The following is a 24065-nucleotide window of genomic DNA, read 5'->3' on the forward strand; positions in this document are numbered from 1 at the left end:
CCCCCCCCCCCCCCCCCCCCCCCCCCCCCCCCCCCCCCACCCCCCCCCCCCCCCCCCCCCCCCCCCCCCCCCCCCCCCCCCCCCCCCCCCCCCCCCCCCACCAGGTTGATTGATCCTTACTATCCGTGAGTACGATCTGAAACTCCGTGACGCACGGCCACTATCGTCCTCGACAGTCGTCGTCTTCAAGTATCTCATAGATTTGAGATCGCCGGTGACCGTGGGGCACTTCATTTGTATCACTCCTTTACTTCACTTGTATCGTCCAGTGTGATACAAGTGAAGTAAAGGAGTGATACAAATGAAGTCGATAGAAGTTTTGGGCTTGCTGGAGGCAGTCGCCTCTGAGCAGTGGGGGATTATCACTGCTGCGCAAGCGCAGCGAGAGGGTGTTACTCGTCTGCAGCTCAGCCGCTTGACGGAATCGGGAATGTTAGAACGGGTGCGACGGGGAATCTATCTGTTGCCGTCAGCGCAATATGGTCCCCTAATGGATATTCAAATTGCCTGGGTATCGCTCGATCCTGGTGTCCTTCCCTCTGAAAGGTGGGACTCCCCCCATATTGTCAGTGTCTCTCACGAATCGGCATCCTTGATTCATCAAATAGGGAATTTGATTCCAAATAAGTATTCGTTTTCTTCAAAGAAGAGAAAGCAGTCGGCTCAAAAGGATATTCATATCCATATCAATCGTGAGTTGATGCCGGGTGAGATAGATAATGTTGATGGTTTGCCTGTTACCTCAGTGGAGCGAACTATATGCGATTTAGCAGAGAAGGCTATCGAATTTGACTATTTGGCGATGATAGTGGTGGATGGTTTACGAAAAGAAGGTGTAAGGCTAAGTGTGCTCGCAGATAAGCTAGATAAATCGGCATCAACGTATGGGGTCTCCTCCGGACAGAAATTGATACAAGCATGCCAGGAGGAGGCTGAAGCTGAGGAAGATAGCGAGGAACGCTTCGACCGTTACGTCAGCGATTTAATTAGAAGAACGAATTCTTCATCTGATTTTGCGAGCGAGCAGATGAGGGAGTTGACGCGTGGGCTTTCTACTGCGGCAATGAGCGAGCAGATGAGGGAGTTGACGCGTGGGCTTTCTACTGCGGCAATGAGCGAGCAGATGAGGGAGTTGACGCGTGGGCTTTCTACTGCGGCAATGAGCGAGCAGAATCTCGCGGAGGAGAAAAATACCCGAGAGAAGGAAACATGAATCAGACTTTGAGCCCTGTTCAAGCACGTAATCTTCAAAGGAGCCTGAACACGCGTATCGGGAACCTTTCAAAAGAAACGGGTAGGAGCAGGGATAGCCTCCGATCTCAGCTTGTTTTCCAGTGTTTTCTTAAACGGGTATTTTCCTCCCCTTCTGAGTGGGTTCTTAAAGGTGGCACAGCCTTGCTGATGCGCAACGGTGATGGACGGTTCACACGGGATATCGATTTAGCTCGATCCCGCGCGTGGAATGACATTAGTGAAATCCGCCAAGAATTTGAACGAATTGCGCAACTTTCGGGCGATGACGGCTTTGTATTCAAAGTAAGTTCTGTTGGACAGAAGTCAGTAGTTGATGATGGTTATGCAACGCCTACTGCAGAAGTGAAAGTTGAAGTTCGCCTTGGTGCAAAGCGTTTCCACACCATCAACATAGATGTTTCGCTTAGACGTCACACTCAAATTCCACTGGAGAAGGTTTATGTTGATCCTCTTCTTAACGAACTGCTAGGAGAAAGCAAGTGCAGTTCTTTCACTGTTTTGGTCACCGCCATTGAAGCGCATCTTGCGGACAAGATTTGTGCCATGTTCGAACCACACCGTAATGGTGTGAGTATGCGGTTCCATGATCTAGCCGATATTATTCAGATCATTCGTACTCAAAATTTCTCAGCAGAGAAATTCCTAGAAGTACTACATCACGAAGTAGCGCGCAGACGCATGGACTGGCCGGCGAGAATTACGTCACCTGGCCCTGTATGGGAAGAAAAATATCCAATCAACGCAACTCAATATGCGGGGCTACCGAGAGAGCTTCAGTCATTGCAGAGTTCTTTAGATTATGCCGGTTCATGCCTAAATGAGGTCTTAAAAGGTGAGCGGACTCAAGGAACTTGGAAGCATGAACAATTGAGCTGGGTAAATTAAGCGAGCTGTGTGGTGTAGCTTAGCGATTTTTCGGCACCCTGATCACTGCTTGATCCATCTGCTGCTCGAACTCCTGGATCAGCTTCGTATCCTCCGGGCTGATCGGGTACGGCTGGCCTAGTTCCATCTTGAGCTGGATCAGGGATGCGGCTACCGCTCCCCGGTATGGCTGTGTCGGGTTCGGCCACAGCTCGACGCTGATTGTCAGTGCTTCGTCCGATGGGTACATCTCCGGCCACGCGGTCGGCCAGGTTTCCGGATTGTCGATCACCTTCTGGTGCGGTGTCCGATCGTCCTCCAGCTCCGCCGCTAGTTCCGCTGCCTGTTCGGTGTAGGGCTGTATCCAGTCCTGCTGTATCTGATCCCACGCCAGTTGGTCGGCTTGGTTGAGAATCTGCAAGACGGTCATTCCGTCCGGCCACACTCCGTGTTGGTTCTTGTAGCCATGCTTGGCTCGCTCCGAGTACTGGTTGCGTAGGTTCTCCCACGCGCTCTGGAGTTGCTCGTACTGGTTGTCCAGTTCCTCGGGTGTTGGATTCTCCCCGGCTGCGGTCATTGCTTGCTGGAGGTCGGTCTTGAAGATCATCGTTTTCTCCTAGTTCTTCGAAAAGGTTCCGCTAATCCAGATAGTAACCGCAGCGACCAGCCTATAGAAGGCACACACCTCATGCATTAAACGGGTATTTTCCCGGAAGTGCCTGTATAGTGGCCATAAACCATGCGCTAACGAACGCCCGGAGGTGAGCCAAAATGATGACCCTGCACCGACTGTATGCGGGCACTGGCTACACCTATCTCACCGATTCCGTGGCGACACAAGACCGCCCTCGCGTGCCAGGCCAGGACTGGGCAGCGTACCAAAACCAAACCGGAACCCCACCGGGCCAATGGTTCGGCAAGGGTGCCAAGGTGCTCGGAATGAGCGGCGAAGTCACCGAAGAACACATGCTTGCGCTGTGGGGTGAGGGCATTCGTCCCGACGCTGACGAGCGCATCGCAGCGGAAATCAAGAGCGGTAAAACTGCGCGCCAAGCCCTTGGCTCAGTGTGTCTTGGCCGTCGCTTTCTCGATTCATCAAGCGACGGCAATCCGCTTTTGAAGCGCATCAACTCGCGCATTTTCACGATGCGATACACCAGCGGTAAGCCGCTGACTAACGAGCAAATCCGCACCATCAAACTAGAGGTCGGACGCAAGAGCTGGCCGAAGCTGTTCCCGGATAATCCCGACCCAACAGACCGCCAGATCATGCGCTACATCGGCAAACTGGAGAAGTCCCAGGGCAAACCAGTCGCCGGATTCGACATGGTTTTTACCCCGGTCAAGTCCGTCACCGCCCTGTGGGGAATCGCTGACGAGTCATGGCAGAAGAAGATCGAAAGCGCTCACCGAGAAGCCGTCTCTGAGACGTTGGAGTGGATTGAAGAGCAAGTGAGCTTCTCCCGAAAGGGCTACAACGGGACGATTCAAGTCCGCGCCGAGGGGCTGGCGATTGCCCGGTTCGATCACTATGACAACCGCGCAGGAGACCCCAACCTGCACACACACTGCGCTGTGTCCAACAAGGTTTACTGTCCTGATGATGACAAGTGGAGAGCACTTGATGGGCGCGCAATTTTCCAGATCAATGTCTCCGGTAGCCAGCTCTACAACCGCACGATCAAGACCAAACTGGAACGACTTGGCCTGAGTTTCCGTGAGGATTCACGCGGCGCTGGCAAGTCCAGTGTGTACGAGCTGGCGGCTGTTCCTGACTCGATTCTGCGGGAGTTTTCGCGCCGAAATGAGATCGAAGCACGGATGAACCAGCTCATTGATGCGTACCGTGACAAGCACAAGCGGGAGCCATCGGTGAAGGTTCAGATCAAGCTTGCCGAGCAAGCGAACCTGGAAACCCGAGGGGATAAGCAAGCGCCGCAGTCGCTTACCGACATGCGCTCGCAGTGGCGTGACCGAGCGCTGGAGACACTGGGAAGTGAGCATGTTCTGTCCCAGATTCTGACCTCCGCGACGAACGTTAGTGAACGCGCCGAGGTTCCTTTTCATGCCGAATCTGCACGCTTGGAGACTCTAGAGACGTTGCAACGCAGGCGCAGTGCTTTCAATGCCAACCAGCTTTACAATGCCGCTACAGAAGCGGTTATGCGCTACACCTTTGACTCTGTGGGCGCGCAGAACGCAGCCATTGAGCAAACCGTTGAAGCGGTTAAGGCGAGCGCGTGTGTGGCCATTGACACCGGTGAAGGCTTGAACGTTGCGCACCTGCCAGCGCACGCGCAGGAGGCACTTTTCTATCAGTCTCGTTCGACTGTGTACACCACAAAGGAGACGCTCTACCGGGAGCAGAAGCTGCTCGATGCAGCCCACACCTTGACCCCGTTCACGCTCACCAACGCGGCGATTAATGCCGCTATTGAGGACGTGGAACAGGCCGAGGGATTTACCATGAACGACGGCCAGCGGGAGTCCGCACGATTCCTCTTGGCCACGGGAACGCAGCTGTCCGCTGTCGTTGGCCCGGCAGGTGCAGGCAAGACCACGGCGATGAAAGCCGTCTCCCTTGCATGGCAGAACGCAGGCCATAATGTCGTTGCTTTGGGGCCGTCAGCAAAGGCCGCACAGGTGCTTGGCAATGACCTTGGCATCGAGGGCAAGACCATCGCGCACATCTTGGAATGTGACAAGCATGGAGTTGATACCGGCATTGGTGTTGGCACTCTTATCATCGTTGACGAAGCTGGTATGGCATCGACTCAAGACCTCTTTAGGCTCAATGAGATTGCCCAACGCTCCGGTGCTGTGGTGCGTTTGATCGGTGACCCAGCGCAGCTTTCTGCCGTTGATACGGGTGGCATGTTGGCCACCATCACCCGCGATCTGGACGCACCAACGATGGATACTGTGGTGCGTTTTAAGACCGAGGGCGAAGCAGAAGCAACCCTGAAAATCCGCGAGGGCGCAGCCGATAGCATTGATTTCTACCAGGCCAACGACCGCCTGCACTCCGGTACTGCCGAGGGGTTGCAGGCCGATATTCTCGCCGCATGGCTGGCTGATACTGAGCAGGGTTTGACGTCGCTGATGATGGGAACCACGCGCCGTGACGTGTTCGCCCTGAACCAGTCGGCGCAACGCGCACGTATCGAGCGGGGCGAGCTTTCCGAGCAATCGCCTAGCGTGACGGCATCGGATGATTCTCGTCTGCTCGTTGGAGATCGGATCGTCACTCGCAAGAACTCCGCAGATGCACGAATGATCGGCGGCGCAGATCACGGCAGGCGTATCTTTAACGGCGACCTCTGGACTGTTGAACAAGTCAATGAGGACGGCACTGTTCGTGCGCGTCACCTTGATACCGGTGGCCGTGCTGAATTGTCTGCCGAGTACGTCTCTCGCCATGTCGAGCTAGGGTATGCGGCCACTGTGCACCGCGCACAGGGCATGACCGTTGATACCGGTCACTTGCTGGCCAATTCCAATACCTCTCGTGAACTGGCTTACGTGGGTCTGACCCGTGGTAAGAAGAACAACCACGCCTGGATTGTCACCGAGCAGCGCATTGACCCAGAAGCCGAGCACGATCAGGACACTACAGCCACCATTGAGGATGCGTGGGCGCAGATGATGGCACGCACCACCGATAACGTCTCTGCCATTGACTCCATCATGGCCGAACCAGACGGGGCAGATGCCCTCATGGGCCAGTACCAGCACGTGCACGACATGCTGGTCTACCAGTACACATCCGGGTTGCTGCACGAGATTGCCCCGCATGTGGCCGAGGAAATCTTGGGCAACGAAGCCATGCGCTACCGCGTGGAAAACGCCGTGCGTCACCGTTTGGCCGGCCACGATTGTTCCTACTCTGACCTGCAAGAACATAACTGGCGTAACGCCTGGAGCTGGATTGCCGCGTTTGAGGACTCCACGACACCAGTCCAGCAGCAGGCTATCGCCACGTTGCCACCGGCCACAGGTGGAGTTGATGCCGAGCTGCTGGATTGGGCACGCACCGCTCGCGTGGAGCTGCTCGACCAACGCGCCACGGCACAGGTACGAGGTGCGCAGCTTGGCCACGCCTTGACTCCACAGCGGGCACAGACACTTGCAGATGAAACTTTGGCTGATAATGCGGCAGTGCTTGTCGCTCGTCGGGACGCGCTGACGCTTGCCCAGGGTGTGTGGCGCAGCGCTGCTGAGGATATGCGGATGGGTCGTGGCCACGAACGCCTAGAGCGTTCCCACGCAGGCTTGCTGGCCACCGATGCTGCTATTTCCACTGTGCTGAAACGACGTAAGAGCGCACTGACGGCCACTGGAACGCAGCACGAGCGGCTCATGGCGGAAGTACGTCACTTGGAGCAGGGTTTGCCACCGGCAACCCAGTGGGCGCAGATCAGGGTGGACGCAGCCAAGGTGCGCGAGGACATCGGTGAACTCGCCGCTGTCGAGCACACCGCGCAACGCGGTTTTACTGCCAAGCTCACGGCCACGAACGCCGAGCTAGAGCAGATCGAGCGGGCACTGTCGGTCATTGCCAAGGAGCAGGAACGTCGCCAGGACAACCCAGGGCCAGATGCGGACATGGTTGCCCAGATCGGCGCAGGCGACGCACGCTTTGCTGTTGCCGTGGCCACCACGACACCCGAGGACGCGGAGCGCGCGCTTGTTAAGGCCAAGAACGGCATCTCCAGGCCGGAAGATGTGGTGCGGGCACTGCTGGATGGAGATAACCCGGCAGAAGCCGTGGCCACAATCCAGCGCCGTCTTGCCGACCAGCTTTCCCACGTGGAAACCGTGGCCGTGGACGCAGCCCGCCCCGTGGCCACGAACGATGATCCAGACGCGGCCTTGCTTGCCGAGCGCCGCAAGCTCATGGCCGAACTGGGCGAGCTTGAGAAGTTCAGCGTGGACGCAACCGCAGGCGAGAGCGATCTGCGCCGCAAGATACGCGACGCCATGAAGCGGGAAGCAGAGCTTGACCAGGCTATCGTGACCGCCGAGAACCGTGTGGTGGCCACGCAGCGTGTCTACGCCGGATTGCCGGAGGTTCCGGAGTCGGCTACGAAGATGCCAACTGGAATGTTTGCGACGAAGAAGGCGAAGGAGCAGGCGCATAGTAACCGGATTGCGTGGCAGCGCAAGCAGCAGGCTCGCCGTGATCTGACCGTGGCCACGAACGCCGTGGCCACGCTACGAGACGAGCGGGCGCGTCTGACTGAGGGGCTACCATCGCGCGATAAGTGGAAGTCTGTGCTGGCTGCTGAGCAGACCAGCACAACTAGTGCGCGCAGGATTCAGATCCGCGCCCGTATTGACGCGATTGACACCAAGATCGGCCTGCGACACCACCAAGCCAAACAACCAATCCACCGCGCACATCCACATCAGCAAGCAGTCCATAAAGTCGATAAAGAAATGGAAATCTAGAACTGGCCATACAGGCACATGCCTATATGGCCAGTTCTAGGAACTGTGTGCTTAGAGTTCGAGGATCTCTGCCGCAAGATCGTCAAAAGGTAGATTCGCTTCTTCTGCTGGCCACGCCTCTCCGTAAGCCTTGGCGTATCTTCTTAGATATGGAATTTCTGTCTTGAACTGTCGCACTCCGGACCTTTTGATGATCGGGGCATACTGTTTCCCATCACGGTCAACATCGTCTTGGACACCGCACACCAGGATTCGGGTTGGCGTTCCAATAATTTGCAACGTGACAAGGGTTGGACGTAAAGACATTGCGCTGAAATCAAATGGAACGATAGCCAAGTCAACGATTTGATCTAACTCTCTGAGAATGACGGGGTTACTGTGGCAAGGATCGATGATGACTACACCGTTCTCGCCAAGTTCTTCTTCAATCTCTTTGATCTGCTGTCGGATGGCGGGGAAAGTGTCCACTTCTTCCCAAGTCGTGGAAGTTGGATTTTGAATCAAAAAGACCTCAAATGGTAAAGGCTTTCCATTCAAAGCTGCAGTTTGACTCCAGAGGCTAGAGCCTTCATCTTCGGACGAGTCAGCAACAACGGCAACGCTCGCTCCTCGCGTTTTTAGCGCGGAGGCAAGCAAGACTGATGTGGTTGAACGAAAAAATCCACCTTTAATATTGGCGACCGAGATGATCACAGCGATACCGATTCCCCTCTTAGCTAGAAATTGCTACTTATAGTCTGTCGACTCTAAGTCTGCATCATCAGACCGTTAATTGGTGCATGATGACAAAAATTTGTTAAAGGAATTCGGGGAACGACTGCGCCAAGCTCGCGAGAATGTGGGAATCTCCCAGGAGACATTGGCGCATAGAGCTGGTCTCCATCGCACCTATGTTGGTTCTGTGGAGCGGGGAGAGCGTAATCTGTCGCTGCTGAATATTCTTTCCTTGGCCACAGTCCTGCACATCGACGCTTCACAGCTTGTTCAGGGGATGAAGAGGGAGAGCATGTAGGCATGTAGTACATGCCTACATGCCTACATGGCTACAGGACTATATGGACATGCTATCGGAATTTATTATGATGTAGTCATGGCTAACATCATCTCGGTCATCCAAACCAAAGGTGGCACAGGAAAAACTACGACATCTATGTTTTTGGCGACAGCACTTCATCATCTGGGCGATCAAGTAATCGTTTTCGACGCCGACAAACAACGGTCCGCCACTGATTGGGCTGAAGATGTTGGAGGCGACTTTGGATTTGAAGTGAAAGCTGTCCCCACAGAGCGAACGCTACAGTCCGCAGTGGATCGCTATAACGACAGCAACGTCGACTTCATACTCATCGATACTCCGCCAGGTAGCAATAGCATTGTTGATATTGCATCGAAAGTAGCTGATCTGGTTCTCATCCCCACAGGCGTCTCCCCGCTTGATATGAAACGAACCCAAGCTACCCTCGATGTTTTTGACGGAACAGAAATTCCGGTTGCAGTTGTTTTAGTGAATGTGGACAAGCGGGAAAGGTTACTTGATTTAGCCCAAGAGACACTTTCCGTCAACACTCGAGCGGCACTAGCTGACACGATCATCCCTACTCGGAGTGCGACTAGGAGGGCTGGGTCTACAGTTCCCAACATTGCGCGAAAAGCATTTCAGGAATGGATTGACCTTGCTCAGGAACTTAAGGAGGCGTTTTAGAAATGGCAATTGGGAGTGCAGCAGGAAAAGCAAAGAAGAGTGCTCAGCCGCAGAAAAACGAGAGGGCAGAAACGAAGAGCGGATCGGCGGGCCCTCTTAAAGGGCATGAGGAACGGGCTGCAACGTTGAGGATCTACGTGAAGGACAAAGCCATGCTCAAAGAGGCAAAGCTAGCTGCTTTGGAAGAGGACACTAGTTTGTCTCAGCTCTGGGAAGAATGGGCTATTGACTGGTTAAAGAGTAGAAAAAAGTAAAATAAACCATGCCTACATGCCCATATGTGCGTATGGGCATGTAGGCATGTACGACTTAATGATTGTGGGATAGCTTAAAAGTAAACTACAACGGTGTTATTCTGAAGGCTGATAAAGGAAGAAGCGCCTGCTGTCACAACAGCAGGCGCCCAGCTTGATACTTGTTCGCAGCAAGCCTCAAGCGCTATCACCCAGTTCACAGCTGGGGGAAAGCCTAGATATGAGTATACCGAACCAACGGGTTGAATTGGATTCGTCACTTTCCGGAATCTCACCCGGAGAACAACGTCTTCAGCGTGCGTTGTGTGGCGGAATCGATGACACTCCGGCTAGCGCTCTCGATCGAGAATCATTAATAACGCACCTTGGTCGAGATGTTTTACACGCAAGTATCGGACGAGACTTCTCCAAAGCATATTTCCGCACGCAAGACGGACACATTGCCCCCCGGATGTACCGAACTAAATCAGAAGCTATTGGAAAATGCGAGTACGTCATGCTGACCAACAAACAGTACGCTGCTGTTCTAGTTGTTGATATCGATCAACCAGGTGAAGCTGGCGGTCACCCTATTAACCTTCACGAAGATGTCCGGCAGACTTTTCTTTCCCTTACCGAGCGTAACATCGGCCCAGCATGGGTGGGGATCAATCCTCAATCAGGCAAAGCACAGGCTATTTGGCTCATAGATCCTGTGTACGCCAATCAAAGTGGGAACTCGCCGGCAATGAGCCTATTGGCAGCAACTAGCCGGACATTAGGTGAGTTACTCGATCATGATCCGCACTTTGCCCACCGCTTTAGTCGAAGCCCGTTCTACACAGGAGATTCTCCAACGGCGTACCGCTGGTATCGACAACACAACCGAGTAAATCGCCTTGGAGACCTGATCCAGGAGGTGCGTAGTATGACTGGACAACGTCATCACGAAAAGTCTCGGCAAAAGTTCAGTAGCGGGCGAGAGCTGATTAACGCAGTACGAACTCGTCGCGAAGAAGCACAAGCCTTCAAATCCATTGCGAAGGATGTTGAAAACGAACTGGCATCATCCCTTGACCAATACGACCCTGATCTCATTGACGGAGTGCGGGTGCTCTGGGTCAGCCAAGGACGAGCAGCACGTGACGAAACTGCCTTCCGCCATGCCCTAAAGAACGCGCATCGTTTGCGTCAATCTGGTCAGCGTATGACAGACGCAGCCATTATTGACGCCTACGAGTATGCCTACTTAGTAGCTCATTCAGTGGGGTCTGCAGGTCGCCCAAATGAGATGCCTCCGATGCGTGACCGCCAAACTATGGCACGGCGTGTTCGTGGCTATGCGACTCAGTCCCATCAGACGAGCAAAACCCTGTCTACTGCCTCAGGGAGCACTACAACCAGCGAGCGCAAAGCGCTTGCCACCATGGGGCGTCGAGGCGGGAAAAAAGCGGCAGAACGGTGGAAAGATCGTGATAGCTCCTATGCACAAGCAGAAATTCAGAAACTACAAATCGCTAATCAAAAGCGCGCTGTTTCAAGACGAGTGAACGCACGGCAGATAGCGAACTACTTTGACGACTGCTTTATACAGACTGGGAAGTACCCCACGATAGCGGAGGCAATGCAGGAGTTTGGAGTGTCTAGGGCTACTGTCAACCGAGCATTGAAAGCAGCGGGGATTATGCTTCCCCGGGGGAGACGGAAACAGGCTAATTAAATGTGTCAGGCCGTAAGCAATATACGGTTCCCCTGCCGGTAGGCGGGGGAACCGTATGACGAAAGAAAAGCTGTGCTTCCAAGTCTCTTTTCCTCAGATTCTTGCTCCCTCGGCGCCTACTGATGCGTCTACGAGGAGACGTAGTAAGGCTCTTTGCCCGTTAGAGCAACCGAGTGTCCATCTTCCATTCAGGTTAAGAACAGATGAGTGCCCAACATACTCAAACCAAGCAATGTTCGATACCGTTGCCGGCGGCATCGAGGACTAGTGCATGCACAGCGTCTTGCTAGGGTGAACAGTTGGTTCACGAACCACAACCTACTTTGGTTGGGGAGTGGCTCTCTCGTCGGTACGCGGCATTTGTAGCCCGCGCGACGTACGAGTGCTAGTCGTGTGCTGCGTTTGGCAATCGGACAGCGTGTCGTTGTTCGTCGGTGAACATCAGCGCGTCCGTACCGCTTTCTGCTCGTCCGGTGGGGCTGGCGTCGCAACTACAGACAAAGAGAGCAAGGGAACCTATGGTTCCCGCGCTAGCTCTCGAAACGATCCGATGTGCTGTCTACAGTGGTGTTTTCTGCTGGTCTTGACCCTGGGACATATGTTTCTACGTTTCTACTTTTATAGGCGACCTGGGCAAATAGATAAACACACTGGTTAAACCCTGTGGATAACTTGCGCCGTGATGGTAAATCAGCGCACGGTGTCTGAGGGGTGATGGTAAATCAGCGCAGCTTGACCAGCGCAAATAAAAAAGCACCCTTGGGGTGGGTGCTTGATGGTGTTAGCTGAGTTTTGCTGTGCTAGATCCTATGCATAGACACGTCTATAGGTATAGAGGCTTATGTGGAGAATTAACATTTTCGTGTCAGTTATTGTGCCCATGGGCTATGATAGCCTGGCCATTGGCTTGGGTGGAAGACTGTTACGGCATCGAAATAGACGAGTCCTGTATCCATGCATGGGCTGTATCTCAGATCATAAGGTCCATAGACGTTCGCGCACACTGTCTGGATATTGTTATAGAGGTCTACGTTGCATTGTGAGAATGCCCATGAAGAGCCACCATGAAGATTATCTGCATCCGCATAGCACATGTCATGAATGGCACAGGGGCCAGAAAAATCAGCATTTTTACCAGGGGAAGGGAACTGGTCTGGAGACTTGGTGCAGTAATCATGGAGCGAGCCTCTATTCGGATCGTATTCGTATCCTGGAGGGACTGGGACACCTCCGTCGTAGGTTCCTCCGAGGGTCACAGCTCTTTCGTTTGTAGCAGCTGCCATAGCCGAGGCAGGTTGTGTAGCTAAGAGAGTCTCTAGGTTTGCTCCAATTGAATTTGCATAACGCTGAAGGGCTGCCAAAACTAGATTGTTAACTGGCTGCCCAGCAATCTGGGTTTCTCCTGCGTTTTTCATTTCAGCGGTTAGGTTGATTTGCCCATTCTGGAAATCCTGAACAATTTCTTGAGAGTTATTGATATAACGGTCGCCAACTGGGTACCCTAAATTTCCAGCTTCGTATCCTTTTTTAGCCCAGGCCTCAAACATTAGCGAGGTTACGCCGTGTGCCCCGGCGGAAGGGTGCCAGTAAACATATCCTCGTTCAAAGGCACTAAATTTGCCTTGCCCATCTGGGGTAGTGGCTTCATCAGCTAGGGGGTAGCCCAGGTAGCCATTGTGAGCATTTTGCCCCTGCCAGTACTCGTAGATTTTACCTTTAATGCTAGAAACTTGGAATCGTGGAGACTTGTAGATGTATCCACCTTGGAATTCCTGTCGGCGACCTTGACCATCTGCGCTAATAGGGTCTTCGTCAGTTTTAGGGTAGCCCAACCAGCCAGCTTCCCACCCGTTGTTCTTCCAGTTTGCGGCAATGTGGGTCGGGACGGAATGTGCTCCAGCCTCTGGATGCCAGTAGATAAACCCGTTTTGGAACCTCATTCGATATCCAGTTCCGTCCGGATTTGCGCTCATTGGCTCGACAGGCCATAGAACAAAGCTTGAAGGCCCACCCATCTGTTCGTACTTGTCAAGAATTGCGCCACACACCTGAATAGAGGAAGGCCAAAAAGTTTTGCATCGAGGGGCATTGGCAAAGGTGTGGGCTTTGTTTTTCTGTTGAGCGATTTGCGTTTCTACTACGTCGGCTTCTTCCTTAGTTATTTCAGGGGGAAGTGAAACCTTGTCGGAGTACATTTCTCCTGGTTGAACTATTTCTTTAGGTTCTCCGAGATTATTAATGCTCTTAGCTAGCTCTTGCCTCTCGGCAACTTCTTCCGGGGTGAATCCACCTACTCCGTCAACCTCTGGAGATCTAGTTGGATCAACTTGAAATTCTTGCACATAATCTGCAGCATTTTCTGATGCTACAATCCTTTCATTAGCAGATGCTGCAAGCGGGAATGTTGAAAGCAGGGCAACTGTGGCTACTGTCACCACTGTCCTTAATGCATTTTTCACAAGATAGCTCCTTTGAGGAGATGGTGGACGTGCGCGAATAATGCGCACAATGTTTATTATTTCCTGTCAGGTTTTAGCTGTATGGCTAACAAAATAGATTGCCCTAATAAAGGGGTGTCCCTATGTTTTTGTCAAGTGCTAGATTGTCGCGGGTGAGTACAGGCATGGGGGTAGTCGTCTTGGCATGCCTGGGGGCGGCCAGCGTATGTTGGCCGGTTTCATTTTTTAGACGCTAGACGGCGGCTGGGCGGGGTGGGATCTCTCGGAAGAATTCCTTGTTTTTCAGCATCGCGTAGATGACGTTGCATCGGCGTCGTGCCAGGCAGATAACTGCTGCGTTATGGCGTTTACCTTCGGCTCGTTTACGTTCGTAGTACTGGCGTGATGGTTCGTGGTTGTGGATAGCCGCGAACGCGGAATAGAACAAGGCGTTTTTCAGTCGTTTATTGCCTGATCGTGCTGGGAATTCCCCTCGGATCGATGAACCAGATCTTCTGGTGACTGGTGCGATTCCTGCGTAAGCGGCCAGGTGGCCGGCGCTATCAAAGTCTGAGCCATCTCCGACTGCCAGTAGGATCTGCGCTGCGGTCTTGATGCCGATCCCGGGCATGCTCATCAAGACCTCGGAAAGAGGGAATTCATTAAGCATGCTTTCTACCTGCTCTGCGATGATGTCTCGCTGCTCTTTCAAGGCATTGATGTTTGCCGCTAGCTGTGGGATCACAAGTTCAGCTGCATCGATTCCTGGAACCGTGACGGTCTGCTCTTCCAACGCCCTGAAGATGGCATCTACCAGCGTGACCGGGTCTTTACGAGTGTGTTTCTGCATCCAGTTAAAGGACATGCCGGTAGCCGGCTTGTTTGAGCCCTTGCGGTTCTTTGTAGTGGATCAACAGGTCAAGGACAGGAGTGCGTGTGAGCGTGCTGCCAGCGACTACTCTTTCAAGACTCGGGTAGATCTGGGTCAGGATGCTGCGTAGCCGGTTGATCGTTCGTGTGCAGTCACGAGCGATGTCATCATCGAAGCCCGACAGCATCTTCAACGCGGAGAGAACTTCGTTGTTGCGGTCTACAGCCCGCACGTGTGCGGCATGGTTCGTGCTGTATCGGCGATGATGAAAGCATCCCGTTTGTCCGTTTTCGCACGTCCGGGGTAGAGACCAGCAGCTTTGCGCATAGCGAGCCCTGGCAGGTAGCCAACCTGGCAACCTCGATCTCGGGCGACTGTGATGGGAAGAGCGCCGATAGTGTTGGGTTGGTCAACGATAACAAGGACATGTCCGTTTTGCTGGAGGTCGTCAAACAACGTCGCGAGGTCTGACTCCAGTTGCGGAAGGGGCTTATCGAAAAGTTTGTTTCCTTCTCGGTCAAGTGCACAGGCATGGTGTTCGGATTTGCCGACATCCAGGCCGAGGAAAATGTCGATGGGGTAATCCTGCGACATAGCGAGCTCCTAGAAACGATGGATATGTGTTTGTTCTAGTCGCTGGTGTCATGACATTCGTTGCGAGAACCCACACCTGCAAAGAGACCTGGAGAGAAGTTCCGGCCGTGTCCCTATCAGCTGTCATCGAACGTCCTGGCTCCCGGCGGCAACGCCCCCGTATCATGAAAACTACAGGGCAGATAAGCCATACTGAGGCCAGCGACTATCCCCATTATCGGGGATACCCACAAGGTAACGGGGCAATTCTAATTGCACTGCTCGTTGAATTCTTTTTGGGAGATTTCCCCCTTTGGGCCCCACACATTGCCAGTTGAAAGGAACTTTAACTGTTCAATGGTGAAAGATGTTTCTCCAATATGTGCTTCTTTCCTGAAAGGGTTTTGGGACGCTCTGACAGGAGATGCAATTACTGTCATCTGGGTTAAGTCATCTTTGGGGGCGTTGAATGGGGCGGTCTCCCGCCAAGGGCTTTGGTCTGCGGTCGGAAGCGTCATGATCCCCTGCTGCGGTGTAGGGGTCTCGTAAGTAGCTAGTATTGGATTTTTTTCCGCTGCTGGCATGTCTGGTCGGCGCGATCCGTAAATATCAACTCGGTTAATGGAATATTTACATGTATTTACATGAATCTTCAGTAGGCCATCTTCTGAGAGGGACACTGCTGTGGAGCCAGAAGTGTCAATATTTACGTAGTTTCCACAGGATGAGAGGAAAAGGGACACTGCCACAACGGGGGAAATTAAAGAACGTAGTTTCATTTGATTATCGTAGCTCTTCAGTCTTCATTATGTCCGCAGAACAAACTGTTAGGCGAGATGACCCTATGCCTATGTGGCTAGGTATTTGTAGAGGGTGGTTCTGCCGATTCCTAAGCGTCGTGCGATTTCGGCTTTGGGTATGCCGTCGTTGACCCACTCGCGGGCTTGGGTGACCTGGGTGGTGGTGAGGGCGGGTGCGCGTCCGGTGAGGGAGCGGGCGAGTCTGTCCATGCTCGTGATGGTGACAGAGGGTTGACCGCGTTGGATGGTGACGCCTTGGAGGTCTGCGGTAATGCCTGCGTCCGGCCAGAAGGCGGTGACGGTGGCAATAGCCTTTTTAATCTCATTGCGGAAGTTGCGTTGGTCTACTGAGGTTTTGAGCTCTTTGGTAGAGAAATTCGCAGCCATATCGTCCCAAGAGAATACCCACTGCTCCACGGATCATTTGGGCCGACCGGGGTGGGGCACAAATTCCACCCAGGCGCTCACTTCCTCTTATGTGAAACGGATTCACTCAAATGCTCTCGAAATGAGCCTGCGTCTCTTTTAAGGCGGGGGTATCTGTTCAGATACTTCCTGGTCCAACACGAATCTAGATCTACTATTTCCAGTTATTCTTTAGTCACTCATTTGTTTGAAGATCGTGAAATCTAGATCTTCCCGTTCGAAAGGTGGAGTAATCCATTGAAGTCTATTGGTTCTCATTTGGTGTCAGCTCTAGGTATCGCGGCCACCGCTCTCTTTGGGGTGATGGCTACAATCGCCCCAGCCTATGCTATTGAAACAGTTCCTTCCGTAGCTTCTCAGCAGAATAAACCAGCTGATTTTTGGTTTACCTCAGAAGAGGGAATCCGCACTTTCGACATTGAGGAAAATGTTCTTGTTCCTCACCTTCTCGCTGGTGACCAGATCAAGATCGAAGGAAATATCATTAATGCTTATAACGCACAGGGAAAAATTGTTGCAAGCATCAAATCAGATCTTCCTGAGGGGCTTGTCCTAAAGTACACCGACGGCGTAATCTACGCGGGCAGCGAGAGCGGAGACGCCTCACGTTGTATCGATAACAAATGGGTATCTTTGGGTATTAACATCGCTGCCGATGCATTGGTTTGTGCTCCGCTGGGAGCCGCAACTGGTGGTGCAGGCGGTCTTGCCTGCGGCGCAGCTGTAGGCACTGGTATTACAGCAGCCAGCTGCTAGTAATTGGTGCGGAGATAGGAAGGCATTTAAGAAATGGGTGAAGTATCGGGCGGAACTGTTGTAAAGACCCCAGCAGGGTTGAAGGTTCCGTTGTTTCTGTATGCTGTAGTAATTGCAGTGCTAATCTCTGCCGGGTCAGCGGCTGCACTGTATAAAATTAACTACCCCTGGTGGGTGTGGATTGTAGAGGCATTGATCCTTTTGCCTATTGTTTATGGGATTTCTCATAAACTGACCAGCGTCGATAACTCTGGCGACTATGTAATTGTTAGTCGGCCGAAGGTAATTTCATTTTCCACAATTTCAGCAGTTGTGATCGTAATGTTGATTATTGTCGCCGTTGTCTTGTAAAAATCTGTTCTCTTTTTAGCGAGGCATAGTTTGTTCTGCGTTGCCGACACAGGGTTTACTTCTTCTAGGTATAAAGAAGTAAACCCTGTGTCGGCTTGTTTAATAGGTTTAGTGACTCTTCGCAATATGTAGGGAGATGGCTGGGGTGAGGTTGAAATCTGCGAAACACTAATCTGCCCAAACCAAAGCCTACTGTGCACATTAGTGACAACATCCCGGATGATGTTGTTTGTGGTACCGCCGAATTTGGCATCACCATACCTGGCTCAGCAGACGACGGGGACTGCATCGTCGTGGTCTAAACCGTGAAGAGTCGGTTTCTTAAAGGGAAACTCTATGGTCATGCATAAAGCGGACAATTACTAGAATCATGTGTAAGAAAGGTGCTTGACGACTAGTTCTACTCGGTTAGATGCGCCATATTTGGCAAAGAGTGATGAGATTGTTTTTCTGATCGTGATTTCTGCAAAGTTTAATTTATGGGCAATCTGTATGTTTGTGTTCCCTTCGCATAGAAGGGTAATGACTGCTTGCTCCCGTGAAGTTAGATTAAGGAGTTTGCGAACCTCTTCGAATGATTTATTCGTTGAAGGAGTATCGGGCAGTAATCTCTGGAGACAGTCAGGAGAAATACTTGTTCCTCCATTAAGCGCGTCGCGAAGAGAAAAGATAATAGCGTTTGGGGTCTCGCCTTTGATGATGTAACCCACAGCGCCGAGACGAAGAGCTTGGACCATGGTTTCATCAGTGTCGTAGGCGGTCATCGCAACGAACAAAGGGGGAGAATTGAGTCTTTGTACACAATGAAGTAATTCAATTCCATTCATGTCAGGCATATGTATATCTGACAAGACAAGATCGCAGCTATGGGTGTTTAACCATTCTGCGGCAATTTTTCCAGTAGTGGCAGTGGCCACAATTTGTAAGTCATCCGTTGTGGATAGATAAATCGGAAACCCCTCGAGGACTGTGGGGTCATCATCAACGAGAAGGATGCGATTGGGCATCATTTGCACCAGGGGTGGGGGTGTCCGCTTTTGCAACCCAGCAAATCAGGGATTACCTGGTAGATACTAATTGTTGGTTGTGCTGCTGACTGTATCGACGTAGTTGATTGGGCAGTGGCTATAGGAGGGAATATAGAACTCACGATTAGCACGAGAGTGATAGGGAAAAAGTTTTTCATAATTTATTCTTATACACCTTACCGTTCAATAGCAAGAGCTATCTTCCACTGTTTGCTTGTTTGTTGGATAGTCATGACTCCGTTGATGGCCGCGAGTCTTTTACGGATTGACTCGAGGCCTAACTTGCTAGAGTTTTTGATGTTGTGGTTTGGGGAATATTCATTGGTCATAGTTATTTCGATGCGTTCGTTGTCAATGAATGCGGTGAACAAGATGGTGGAACTTGGAGCAGCATATTTGATGGCATTGGTGGCTATTTCATGTAGGCACTGATGGAGAGCGCGGTTAATGTGTTCCTGACTGGGGAAAGATGTGAGTTCTGTAGTGGTCTGGACATTAAAATTGTGGGAGCGCAGGAGTTCGGTAACTTCGTGGAGTGTTTCATTAAGGGCTGGCACAGGGCGGCTGGTTGTTTGATCTATTGGTTCGTTTAGCTCCTGAAGCAGGGTTCTGGTGTCCGCCATCGTTTTACGTGCGAGTTGTGCACAGGTTTGTAGCTGTGAGGCTTTATCTGGGGTGGTGATCGCCAGGGCTTCGAGGCGTACCGTTAGAGATGTAAGGTCTGCGGCAACAGTGTCGTGCAGAAGTGCTGCAAGCTCGCGTCGTCGTAGATTACTTGTTTCCTCACGTCTCCGCTGTTGTCTGCGGGACCTATCTATCCACCATCCGATTACGGAGGCGAATACGAGCATCGCGGTAAAGACGATGAATGACTCTGGATCACCTTCTAAACGATGATGCTCCGGAGAGTAGAAACCAAGTAAAACAATTAGCGCAGCGAATATGAATCCGGTTACATGCTTATGTTGGGCGACAAGAATCGCCAGCAGGACTATAGCAGTCAGAGTAAGGATACCTGGATTGAGATCGCTAAAAATAGTAAAGGTAAATAATAAGAGGTAGAACCATGTCGCAGTACGAGGAGAAAAGGCAGCGAACGGAACACAAAGAACCAAAGCCAGATAAAGAAATCTAGTTGGTGCTTCTGTAGGGGAAACGACGAATACACTTAGAGACCACAGAAAGAGCATTAGGACACATAGAGCAGTCACAAGTGCAAAGCGGACAGATTGGTTTTTGTCAAAGACCACACAGATAGCATAAACGTCATTAGGCGCGGGATTTATTACGAAGACCTACTCCGTAGGCCCATGCTTATGTGCTACATGCCCAGATCACAAGGGAGTACTTCGTGGAAGAACACTTCGTTCTCCCTACGGCGAAAACAGCGTTGAAGCAAAGCGGTTTAGCGTTCTTGTGCAGCTACGGGTGTAATTATTGCCGAAGCCTGAGAATACTTCCCAGGTAGAAAACCTTAGTGCACCCGGCGGCCGCCGCAATGTGACGGCTATATTGAAGGAGTGAAAACCTCAGGGTGGAAACAAGCCATCAACCAACTAGCAGTGGCCTACCCCAACCGATTCGCGGACCACTTGTAAACCACGCCCGCACACAAACAAACGGACACTCTCCTTGAGTGTGGATAGTGGAGGCCTCGTGTGCAAGAAGATAGCGTCTTTCACACGAGGCCTCCCCATCCCTGTCGTTTAATCCTTTCCATTCGCCGCTGCGCATCGGAACATCGTGCGCCAGCGATGCCAATCGGCCCGAACTCTTCCTCAAGATGAAGACCCCGGCGCTTTACTTCATCAAGCAATCTAGCCAGCGGAACTTCCGACAATGGAAGTAAGTTCTTCTTCAACTCGCCAGGTTCGATAAAACCCGCAATAGTAAGGGATTCAGCAACGCTCAAACCATAAACACGCGCGAACGTTACAACGTGATGCACATCGGGGGTCTGACCTGTCTTCCAGCGCGTTAGTACAGAAGCGCTGATTCCCATTTTCTCTGCTGCGCGACCTAGCGAGTCGTTACCTATTGATGCGTAGAAATATTCCCACCAGTGCTCTTTTGTCGCTGAGTGATTTTGCTCCATGACCTGAGAAGATAGTGGATACAATCCATCCTTTTACCTTTTCGTTGTTCTCTTTTCGGTCGTGGCTTTCGTTGTTCGTCGGTGGCCACCAACTCGTCCGTGCCGCGTCCCGCTCGTCCTCGATGCGCTCCAGGCGTAGACGTGCGGGAGGGCTGGCGTCGCAACACAGGCAAAGAGAGCAAGGGAACCTATGGTTCCCGCGCTAGCCCACGATACGATCCGATGCACTGTCTACAGTGGTGTTAGCTGTCGGCCTTAACCCACTGTTTTCCCAGTTCATCGGCTGCGTGCACAGTCACCTGATAGCTTTCCCTCCATGACAGGCAGGCACCGTTATGTAGAGAAGAATCGATCACCCAGGACGTGGGCATCCTCTAGCAGGGCAGGGAGATGGCTAAACAATGTCGCTAGCGCGCTGACCATTGTTTATCGGTGCTGCCAGTTCTGGGATATGACATGACCCTATGCCTATATGGCTACTTTTTGGTGGGTGGAGCGGAGTTGGTAGACCCGTGAGCGACTGACCCCCAGGAGGGTGGCCGTGTCGTCGGAGGATACGCCCTTGTCTTGGAGGGTTTTGACGACCCTTCGGATGTGTTGGGCGGCTTCTGTTTGCTGGCGCGCTGCGTGTTCGATAGCTGCTTTGGCGGATTCGATTTCTTCCTGCACATTGTCGAGGTTGACGGTCACGTCCACGGTCATGTTGGAGTGGTCGTGGTTGGGGTTGGCTGTGTCGAGGTAGTCGCGGACTTGTTGCTGCGCGTCTTTGAGGTGGGTGACGCTGGTGACGTTGTCGTCGTCGAGGTAGAGATCCCAGCCGTTGTCCCATTTGACGGCGGTGACTGTGCAGGTATTTCCGGTGGTGAGCATGGTGTTAGTTTCCTTTGTTGTTGGTTTTGCTTTGGTCGATAGCTTTGAGTGCTTGGCGGGTAACTCCGGGTGACACTTCGCGGGTGGCCGTGATGATGACCGGTCGCGGTAGGTTGGGGTGTTCCCAAACTTCGTGGTCGCCTTTGCCTTTCCTGGTTTTGGAAAAGCCTGCTTTGTGGAGCAGTTTGGTGAGGTCGCGGTATTTCATCGGCTTAGTCATACCCTATATTATAGCCCCCCTATAACGCAAGTGTCAAGGGGGGGTGTAATGTTTTGTGGCTAGGTGTTGGTGGCCCATTCGATGGTGATGGAGTCCTCTGCGCCCTGGGGTAGGTTTTCGGCTAGTGCGATCGCTTCTCGGACGCGTACATCGAGTTCGTTAAAAGTATCGGCCCAGGTGCTTACTCCGTCTAGGTTGGTGACTGTTGCTAGCCATTTTTGGCCTTCTCTGGTGATGGTGGCGGTGTACGTGTTCATCATGTGTGACCGCATCTCCTCTTTCCCTGACACTGGTTTCATCTTCCTTCCGGTACTCAATGCACGAACCCTGCGCCAGTCAATGCACGAACCTCGCGCGAGTCAATGCACGAACTTCCGGTACTCAATGCACGAACCTCGCGCGAGTCAATGCACGAACTTCCGGGAGTCAATGCACGAACTTCCGGTACTCAATGCACGAACCCTGCGCCAGTCAATGCACGAACCTCGCGCGAGTCAATGCACGAACTTCCGGTACTCAATGCACGAACCTCGCGCGAGTCAATGCACGAACTTCCGGGAGTCAATGCACGAACTTCCGGTACTCAATGCACGAACCCTGCGCCAGTCAATGCACGAACCTCGCGCGAGTCAATGCACGAACTTCCGGTACTCAATGCACGAACCTCGCGCGAGTCAATGCACGAACTTCCGGGAGTCAATGCACGAACTTCCGGGAGTCAATGCACGAACCCTGCGCCAGTCAATGCACGAACCTCGCGCGAGTCAATGCACGAACCCTGCGATAGTCAATGCACGAACCCTGCGATAGTCAATGCACGAACCCTGCGATAGTCAATGCACGAACCCTGCGATAGTCAATGCACGAACCCTGCGATAGTCAATGTACGAACCTCGCGATAGTCAATGTACGAACTTCCGGGACTCAATGTACGAACTTCCGGGACTCAATGTACGAACTTCCGGTACTCAATGCACGAACCTCGCGCCACCGAATGCACGAACTTCCGGGACTCAATGTACGAACTTCTAGTGGTGCTGGGGTTAGTTGAGGCCGAGTTCTTTTTTGAGTTCTTCGTGTGAGATTTCCCCTGGCTTGTTGCGTGCGGCTTCTGCGTCTTGAATGTCTGCCTGATCTTCAAGGGCTTCCATGGCGCGCTGAAAGAAGTCTGGTGAGACGACGACGGCTCGCATTCGGCTCCCCCGACTCATGATGGCAATTGGTTCGCGCTGCGCTTCTTCAAAGAGTCGGCTTTGTTCTTGGCGGAATTGGCTTGAGGTCACTTCTTTCATGCCTCTAGAGTACATCTTGTACATGATGTGCTCTGTGCTGGCTTTATTGGTCGTGAGTTGTCTGCTCTGCGGCTTTCATGCGCGAGTCAATGTACGAACTTGCGCGAGTCAATGTACGAACTTGCGCCAGTCAATGTACGAACTTGCGCCAGTCAATGTACGAACTTGCGCCAGTCAATGTACGAACTTGCGCCAGTCAATGTACGAACCTCGCGCCAGTCAATGCACGAACTTCCGGTACTCAATGTACGAACCCTGCGCCAGTCAATGCACGAACCCTGCGCCACCGAATGTACGAACCTCGCGCGAGTCAATGTACGAACCCTGCGCCACCGAATGCACGAACTTTTTCGGTGCGGGTGCTGTCTATGTGGCTAGGTATTTGTAGAGGGTGGTTCTGCCGATTCCTAGCCTGCGGGCAACCTCGGCTTTCGGGACACCTGCGCCTATCCACTGTTTTGCTTGGGTGACTTGCTCGTCGGTGAGGGCGGGTGCGCGTCCGGTGTAGACTCCGCGTGCTTTGGCGCGGGCGATGCCTTCGGCTTGGCGCTCACGAATGAGGGAGCGCTCGAACTGGGCGATGCTGCCGAGGATTCCTAACATGAGTTGGGCGATGGGGTCTGCGTCTGCGGTGTAGGTTTGGTTCTCTTTGAGGAACTTCACGGTGATGCCGCGTTCGGTGAGTTCGGTGACGATGGCGCTGAGGTCGGTGAGGGAGCGAGCGAGTCTGTCCATGCTCGTGATGGTGAGTTGGTCGCCGTCGCGGAGGTAGCGCAACGCTTCGTCTAGTTGTGGTCGGTGGCGGGTGCTGCCGGTGATTGCGTCGGTGTAGATGCGGGTTGCTCCGGCGGCTGTGAGTTGGGTGTGTTGGCGTTCGGGGTTTTGGTCGGTGGTGCTGACGCGGGCGTAGCCGATGATTTGGCCAGCAATGCCCGTGGAGTGTTCGCCCGGGTTTAGGGGTGGTGACACTTGTGTTCGGTTGCTCATGTTTTAACTGTGGGTTTGATCGCTTTGCGGCGGCTTTTTATGATCGCTCGGGGGCATTAATTTCCGATCACGAGGATGCTGGCGGCGGCTTCGATGACATCGTCGGTGATGGTCTCGAGTTGGTTGATCTTAAG

The 24065-nt window shown here is 52.7% G+C and carries 22 protein-coding genes and 1 pseudogene; 9 read left to right on the plus strand and 14 right to left on the minus strand.

The genetic code is table 11. The features are described from left to right. The first annotated feature begins 301 nt into the window (after positions 1 to 301). Positions 302 to 1213 carry a type IV toxin-antitoxin system AbiEi family antitoxin domain-containing protein gene (locus tag WG915_RS11265; protein ID WP_339565481.1) on the plus strand — a complete coding sequence of 304 codons (912 nt, stop codon included), beginning with the start codon at positions 302 to 304 and terminating at the stop codon, positions 1211 to 1213. Then, positions 1210 to 2139, plus strand: a complete 930-nt coding sequence (locus WG915_RS11270) for a nucleotidyl transferase AbiEii/AbiGii toxin family protein (protein WP_339565482.1) — start codon at positions 1210 to 1212, stop codon at positions 2137 to 2139. The genes WG915_RS11265 and WG915_RS11270 overlap by 4 nt, the downstream gene beginning before the upstream one ends. Positions 2140 to 2158: 19 nt before the next feature. Here the strand turns inward: WG915_RS11270 and WG915_RS11275 are convergent, their stop codons facing one another. After that, complete coding sequence (locus WG915_RS11275) at positions 2159 to 2725, minus strand: hypothetical protein (protein ID WP_339565483.1); 567 nt, start codon at positions 2723 to 2725, stop codon at positions 2159 to 2161. A gap of 164 nt (positions 2726 to 2889) precedes the next feature. On the opposite strand from WG915_RS11275, the gene mobF reads away from it, so the two are divergent. Then, positions 2890 to 7569, plus strand: coding sequence for a MobF family relaxase (mobF, locus tag WG915_RS11280; RefSeq protein ID WP_339565484.1), 4680 nt, complete (start codon positions 2890 to 2892; stop codon positions 7567 to 7569). A gap of 51 nt (positions 7570 to 7620) precedes the next feature. Here mobF and WG915_RS11285 read toward each other — a convergent pair whose 3' ends face one another. After that, on the minus strand, positions 7621 to 8262 hold the full coding sequence (locus tag WG915_RS11285; protein WP_339565485.1) for a ParA family protein: 642 nt from the start codon (positions 8260 to 8262) through the stop codon (positions 7621 to 7623). Positions 8263 to 8344: 82 nt separating this feature from the next. Here WG915_RS11285 and WG915_RS11290 point away from each other — a divergent pair, with 82 nt between their 5' ends. From WG915_RS11290 to WG915_RS11305, 4 genes are all read left to right on the plus strand, one after another. Continuing rightward, complete coding sequence (locus WG915_RS11290; RefSeq protein WP_339565486.1) at positions 8345 to 8581, plus strand: helix-turn-helix domain-containing protein; 237 nt, start codon at positions 8345 to 8347, stop codon at positions 8579 to 8581. A gap of 78 nt (positions 8582 to 8659) precedes the next feature. Next, on the plus strand, positions 8660 to 9271 hold the full coding sequence (locus tag WG915_RS11295; protein ID WP_339565487.1) for a ParA family protein: 612 nt from the start codon (positions 8660 to 8662) through the stop codon (positions 9269 to 9271). Between the two features lie 2 nt (positions 9272 to 9273). Then, the gene (locus WG915_RS11300) at positions 9274 to 9525 is read left to right on the plus strand and encodes a hypothetical protein (RefSeq protein WP_339565488.1); all 252 of its coding nucleotides are present in this window, start codon (positions 9274 to 9276) and stop codon (positions 9523 to 9525) included. A 496-nt stretch (positions 9526 to 10021) separates the two neighbouring features. After that, positions 10022 to 11224, plus strand: a complete 1203-nt coding sequence (locus WG915_RS11305; RefSeq protein ID WP_339565489.1) for a replication initiation protein — start codon at positions 10022 to 10024, stop codon at positions 11222 to 11224. Between the two features lie 869 nt (positions 11225 to 12093). On the opposite strand, the gene WG915_RS11310 is transcribed toward WG915_RS11305, so the two are convergent. The 4 genes and pseudogenes from WG915_RS11310 to WG915_RS11325 form a co-directional block, all read right to left on the minus strand. After that, a complete protein-coding gene (locus tag WG915_RS11310) occupies positions 12094 to 13683 on the minus strand; it encodes an LGFP repeat-containing protein (RefSeq protein ID WP_339565490.1) in 1590 nt (529 codons plus the stop codon). A 232-nt stretch (positions 13684 to 13915) separates the two neighbouring features. Then, positions 13916 to 15127 (minus strand): annotated as a pseudogene (locus WG915_RS11315) (IS110 family transposase). A 248-nt stretch (positions 15128 to 15375) separates the two neighbouring features. Next, complete coding sequence (locus tag WG915_RS11320; RefSeq protein ID WP_339565491.1) at positions 15376 to 15885, minus strand: hypothetical protein; 510 nt, start codon at positions 15883 to 15885, stop codon at positions 15376 to 15378. A 69-nt stretch (positions 15886 to 15954) separates the two neighbouring features. Then, positions 15955 to 16293, minus strand: a complete 339-nt coding sequence (locus WG915_RS11325) for a helix-turn-helix domain-containing protein (RefSeq protein ID WP_339565492.1) — start codon at positions 16291 to 16293, stop codon at positions 15955 to 15957. 276 nt (positions 16294 to 16569) lie between these two features. On the opposite strand from WG915_RS11325, the gene WG915_RS11330 reads away from it, so the two are divergent. Together WG915_RS11330 and WG915_RS11335 are read left to right on the plus strand one after the other, a co-directional pair. Beyond that, a complete protein-coding gene (locus tag WG915_RS11330) occupies positions 16570 to 17088 on the plus strand; it encodes a hypothetical protein (protein ID WP_339565493.1) in 519 nt (172 codons plus the stop codon). A gap of 33 nt (positions 17089 to 17121) precedes the next feature. Next, positions 17122 to 17439: a hypothetical protein gene (locus WG915_RS11335; RefSeq protein ID WP_339565494.1), complete on the plus strand. Its 318-nt coding sequence runs from the start codon at positions 17122 to 17124 to the stop codon at positions 17437 to 17439. Between the two features lie 368 nt (positions 17440 to 17807). Here the strand turns inward: WG915_RS11335 and WG915_RS11340 are convergent, their stop codons facing one another. From WG915_RS11340 to WG915_RS11375, 8 genes are all read right to left on the minus strand, one after another. Beyond that, a complete protein-coding gene (locus tag WG915_RS11340) occupies positions 17808 to 18449 on the minus strand; it encodes a response regulator transcription factor (protein ID WP_339565495.1) in 642 nt (213 codons plus the stop codon). Positions 18450 to 18643: 194 nt separating this feature from the next. Then, complete coding sequence (locus WG915_RS11345; RefSeq protein ID WP_339565496.1) at positions 18644 to 19717, minus strand: sensor histidine kinase; 1074 nt, start codon at positions 19715 to 19717, stop codon at positions 18644 to 18646. A 428-nt stretch (positions 19718 to 20145) separates the two neighbouring features. Then, positions 20146 to 20562: a helix-turn-helix domain-containing protein gene (locus tag WG915_RS11350; RefSeq protein ID WP_339565497.1), complete on the minus strand. Its 417-nt coding sequence runs from the start codon at positions 20560 to 20562 to the stop codon at positions 20146 to 20148. 468 nt (positions 20563 to 21030) lie between these two features. Continuing rightward, positions 21031 to 21432: an antitoxin HicB gene (locus tag WG915_RS11355; RefSeq protein ID WP_339565498.1), complete on the minus strand. Its 402-nt coding sequence runs from the start codon at positions 21430 to 21432 to the stop codon at positions 21031 to 21033. A gap of 4 nt (positions 21433 to 21436) precedes the next feature. Next, on the minus strand, positions 21437 to 21652 hold the full coding sequence (locus WG915_RS11360; RefSeq protein WP_339565499.1) for a type II toxin-antitoxin system HicA family toxin: 216 nt from the start codon (positions 21650 to 21652) through the stop codon (positions 21437 to 21439). A 59-nt stretch (positions 21653 to 21711) separates the two neighbouring features. Then, the gene (locus WG915_RS11365; protein WP_339565500.1) at positions 21712 to 21912 is read right to left on the minus strand and encodes a type II toxin-antitoxin system HicB family antitoxin; all 201 of its coding nucleotides are present in this window, start codon (positions 21910 to 21912) and stop codon (positions 21712 to 21714) included. Between the two features lie 783 nt (positions 21913 to 22695). After that, positions 22696 to 22944, minus strand: coding sequence for a type II toxin-antitoxin system Phd/YefM family antitoxin (locus WG915_RS11370; protein ID WP_339565501.1), 249 nt, complete (start codon positions 22942 to 22944; stop codon positions 22696 to 22698). A 366-nt stretch (positions 22945 to 23310) separates the two neighbouring features. After that, positions 23311 to 23931: a recombinase family protein gene (locus WG915_RS11375; protein WP_445227834.1), complete on the minus strand. Its 621-nt coding sequence runs from the start codon at positions 23929 to 23931 to the stop codon at positions 23311 to 23313. Positions 23932 to 24065: the final 134 nt, after the last annotated feature.

Source organism: Corynebacterium sp. H128 (genome assembly GCF_037482625.1).
GTDB lineage: Bacteria > Actinomycetota > Actinomycetes > Mycobacteriales > Mycobacteriaceae > Corynebacterium.

What these genes read in the sequence shown, in the direction of transcription:
- mobF (WP_339565484.1), top strand. Translation starts at nt 2,890, where the DNA reads ATGATGACCCTGCACCGACTGTATGCGGGCACTGGCTACACCTATCTC.
- WG915_RS11350 (WP_339565497.1), bottom strand. Translation starts at nt 20,562, where the DNA reads ATGGAGCAAAATCACTCAGCGACAAAAGAGCACTGGTGGGAATATTTC.
- WG915_RS11335 (WP_339565494.1), top strand. Translation starts at nt 17,122, where the DNA reads ATGGGTGAAGTATCGGGCGGAACTGTTGTAAAGACCCCAGCAGGGTTG.
- WG915_RS11305 (WP_339565489.1), top strand. Translation starts at nt 10,022, where the DNA reads ATGCTGACCAACAAACAGTACGCTGCTGTTCTAGTTGTTGATATCGAT.
- WG915_RS11365 (WP_339565500.1), bottom strand. Translation starts at nt 21,912, where the DNA reads ATGATGAACACGTACACCGCCACCATCACCAGAGAAGGCCAAAAATGG.
- WG915_RS11370 (WP_339565501.1), bottom strand. Translation starts at nt 22,944, where the DNA reads ATGAAAGAAGTGACCTCAAGCCAATTCCGCCAAGAACAAAGCCGACTC.
- WG915_RS11265 (WP_339565481.1), top strand. Translation starts at nt 302, where the DNA reads ATGAAGTCGATAGAAGTTTTGGGCTTGCTGGAGGCAGTCGCCTCTGAG.
- WG915_RS11360 (WP_339565499.1), bottom strand. Translation starts at nt 21,652, where the DNA reads ATGACTAAGCCGATGAAATACCGCGACCTCACCAAACTGCTCCACAAA.
- WG915_RS11275 (WP_339565483.1), bottom strand. Translation starts at nt 2,725, where the DNA reads ATGATCTTCAAGACCGACCTCCAGCAAGCAATGACCGCAGCCGGGGAG.
- WG915_RS11295 (WP_339565487.1), top strand. Translation starts at nt 8,660, where the DNA reads ATGGCTAACATCATCTCGGTCATCCAAACCAAAGGTGGCACAGGAAAA.
- WG915_RS11355 (WP_339565498.1), bottom strand. Translation starts at nt 21,432, where the DNA reads ATGCTCACCACCGGAAATACCTGCACAGTCACCGCCGTCAAATGGGAC.
- WG915_RS11375 (WP_445227834.1), bottom strand. Translation starts at nt 23,931, where the DNA reads ATGAGCAACCGAACACAAGTGTCACCACCCCTAAACCCGGGCGAACAC.
- WG915_RS11320 (WP_339565491.1), bottom strand. Translation starts at nt 15,885, where the DNA reads ATGAAACTACGTTCTTTAATTTCCCCCGTTGTGGCAGTGTCCCTTTTC.
- WG915_RS11270 (WP_339565482.1), top strand. Translation starts at nt 1,210, where the DNA reads ATGAATCAGACTTTGAGCCCTGTTCAAGCACGTAATCTTCAAAGGAGC.
- WG915_RS11340 (WP_339565495.1), bottom strand. Translation starts at nt 18,449, where the DNA reads ATGATGCCCAATCGCATCCTTCTCGTTGATGATGACCCCACAGTCCTC.
- WG915_RS11300 (WP_339565488.1), top strand. Translation starts at nt 9,274, where the DNA reads ATGGCAATTGGGAGTGCAGCAGGAAAAGCAAAGAAGAGTGCTCAGCCG.
- WG915_RS11325 (WP_339565492.1), bottom strand. Translation starts at nt 16,293, where the DNA reads ATGGCTGCGAATTTCTCTACCAAAGAGCTCAAAACCTCAGTAGACCAA.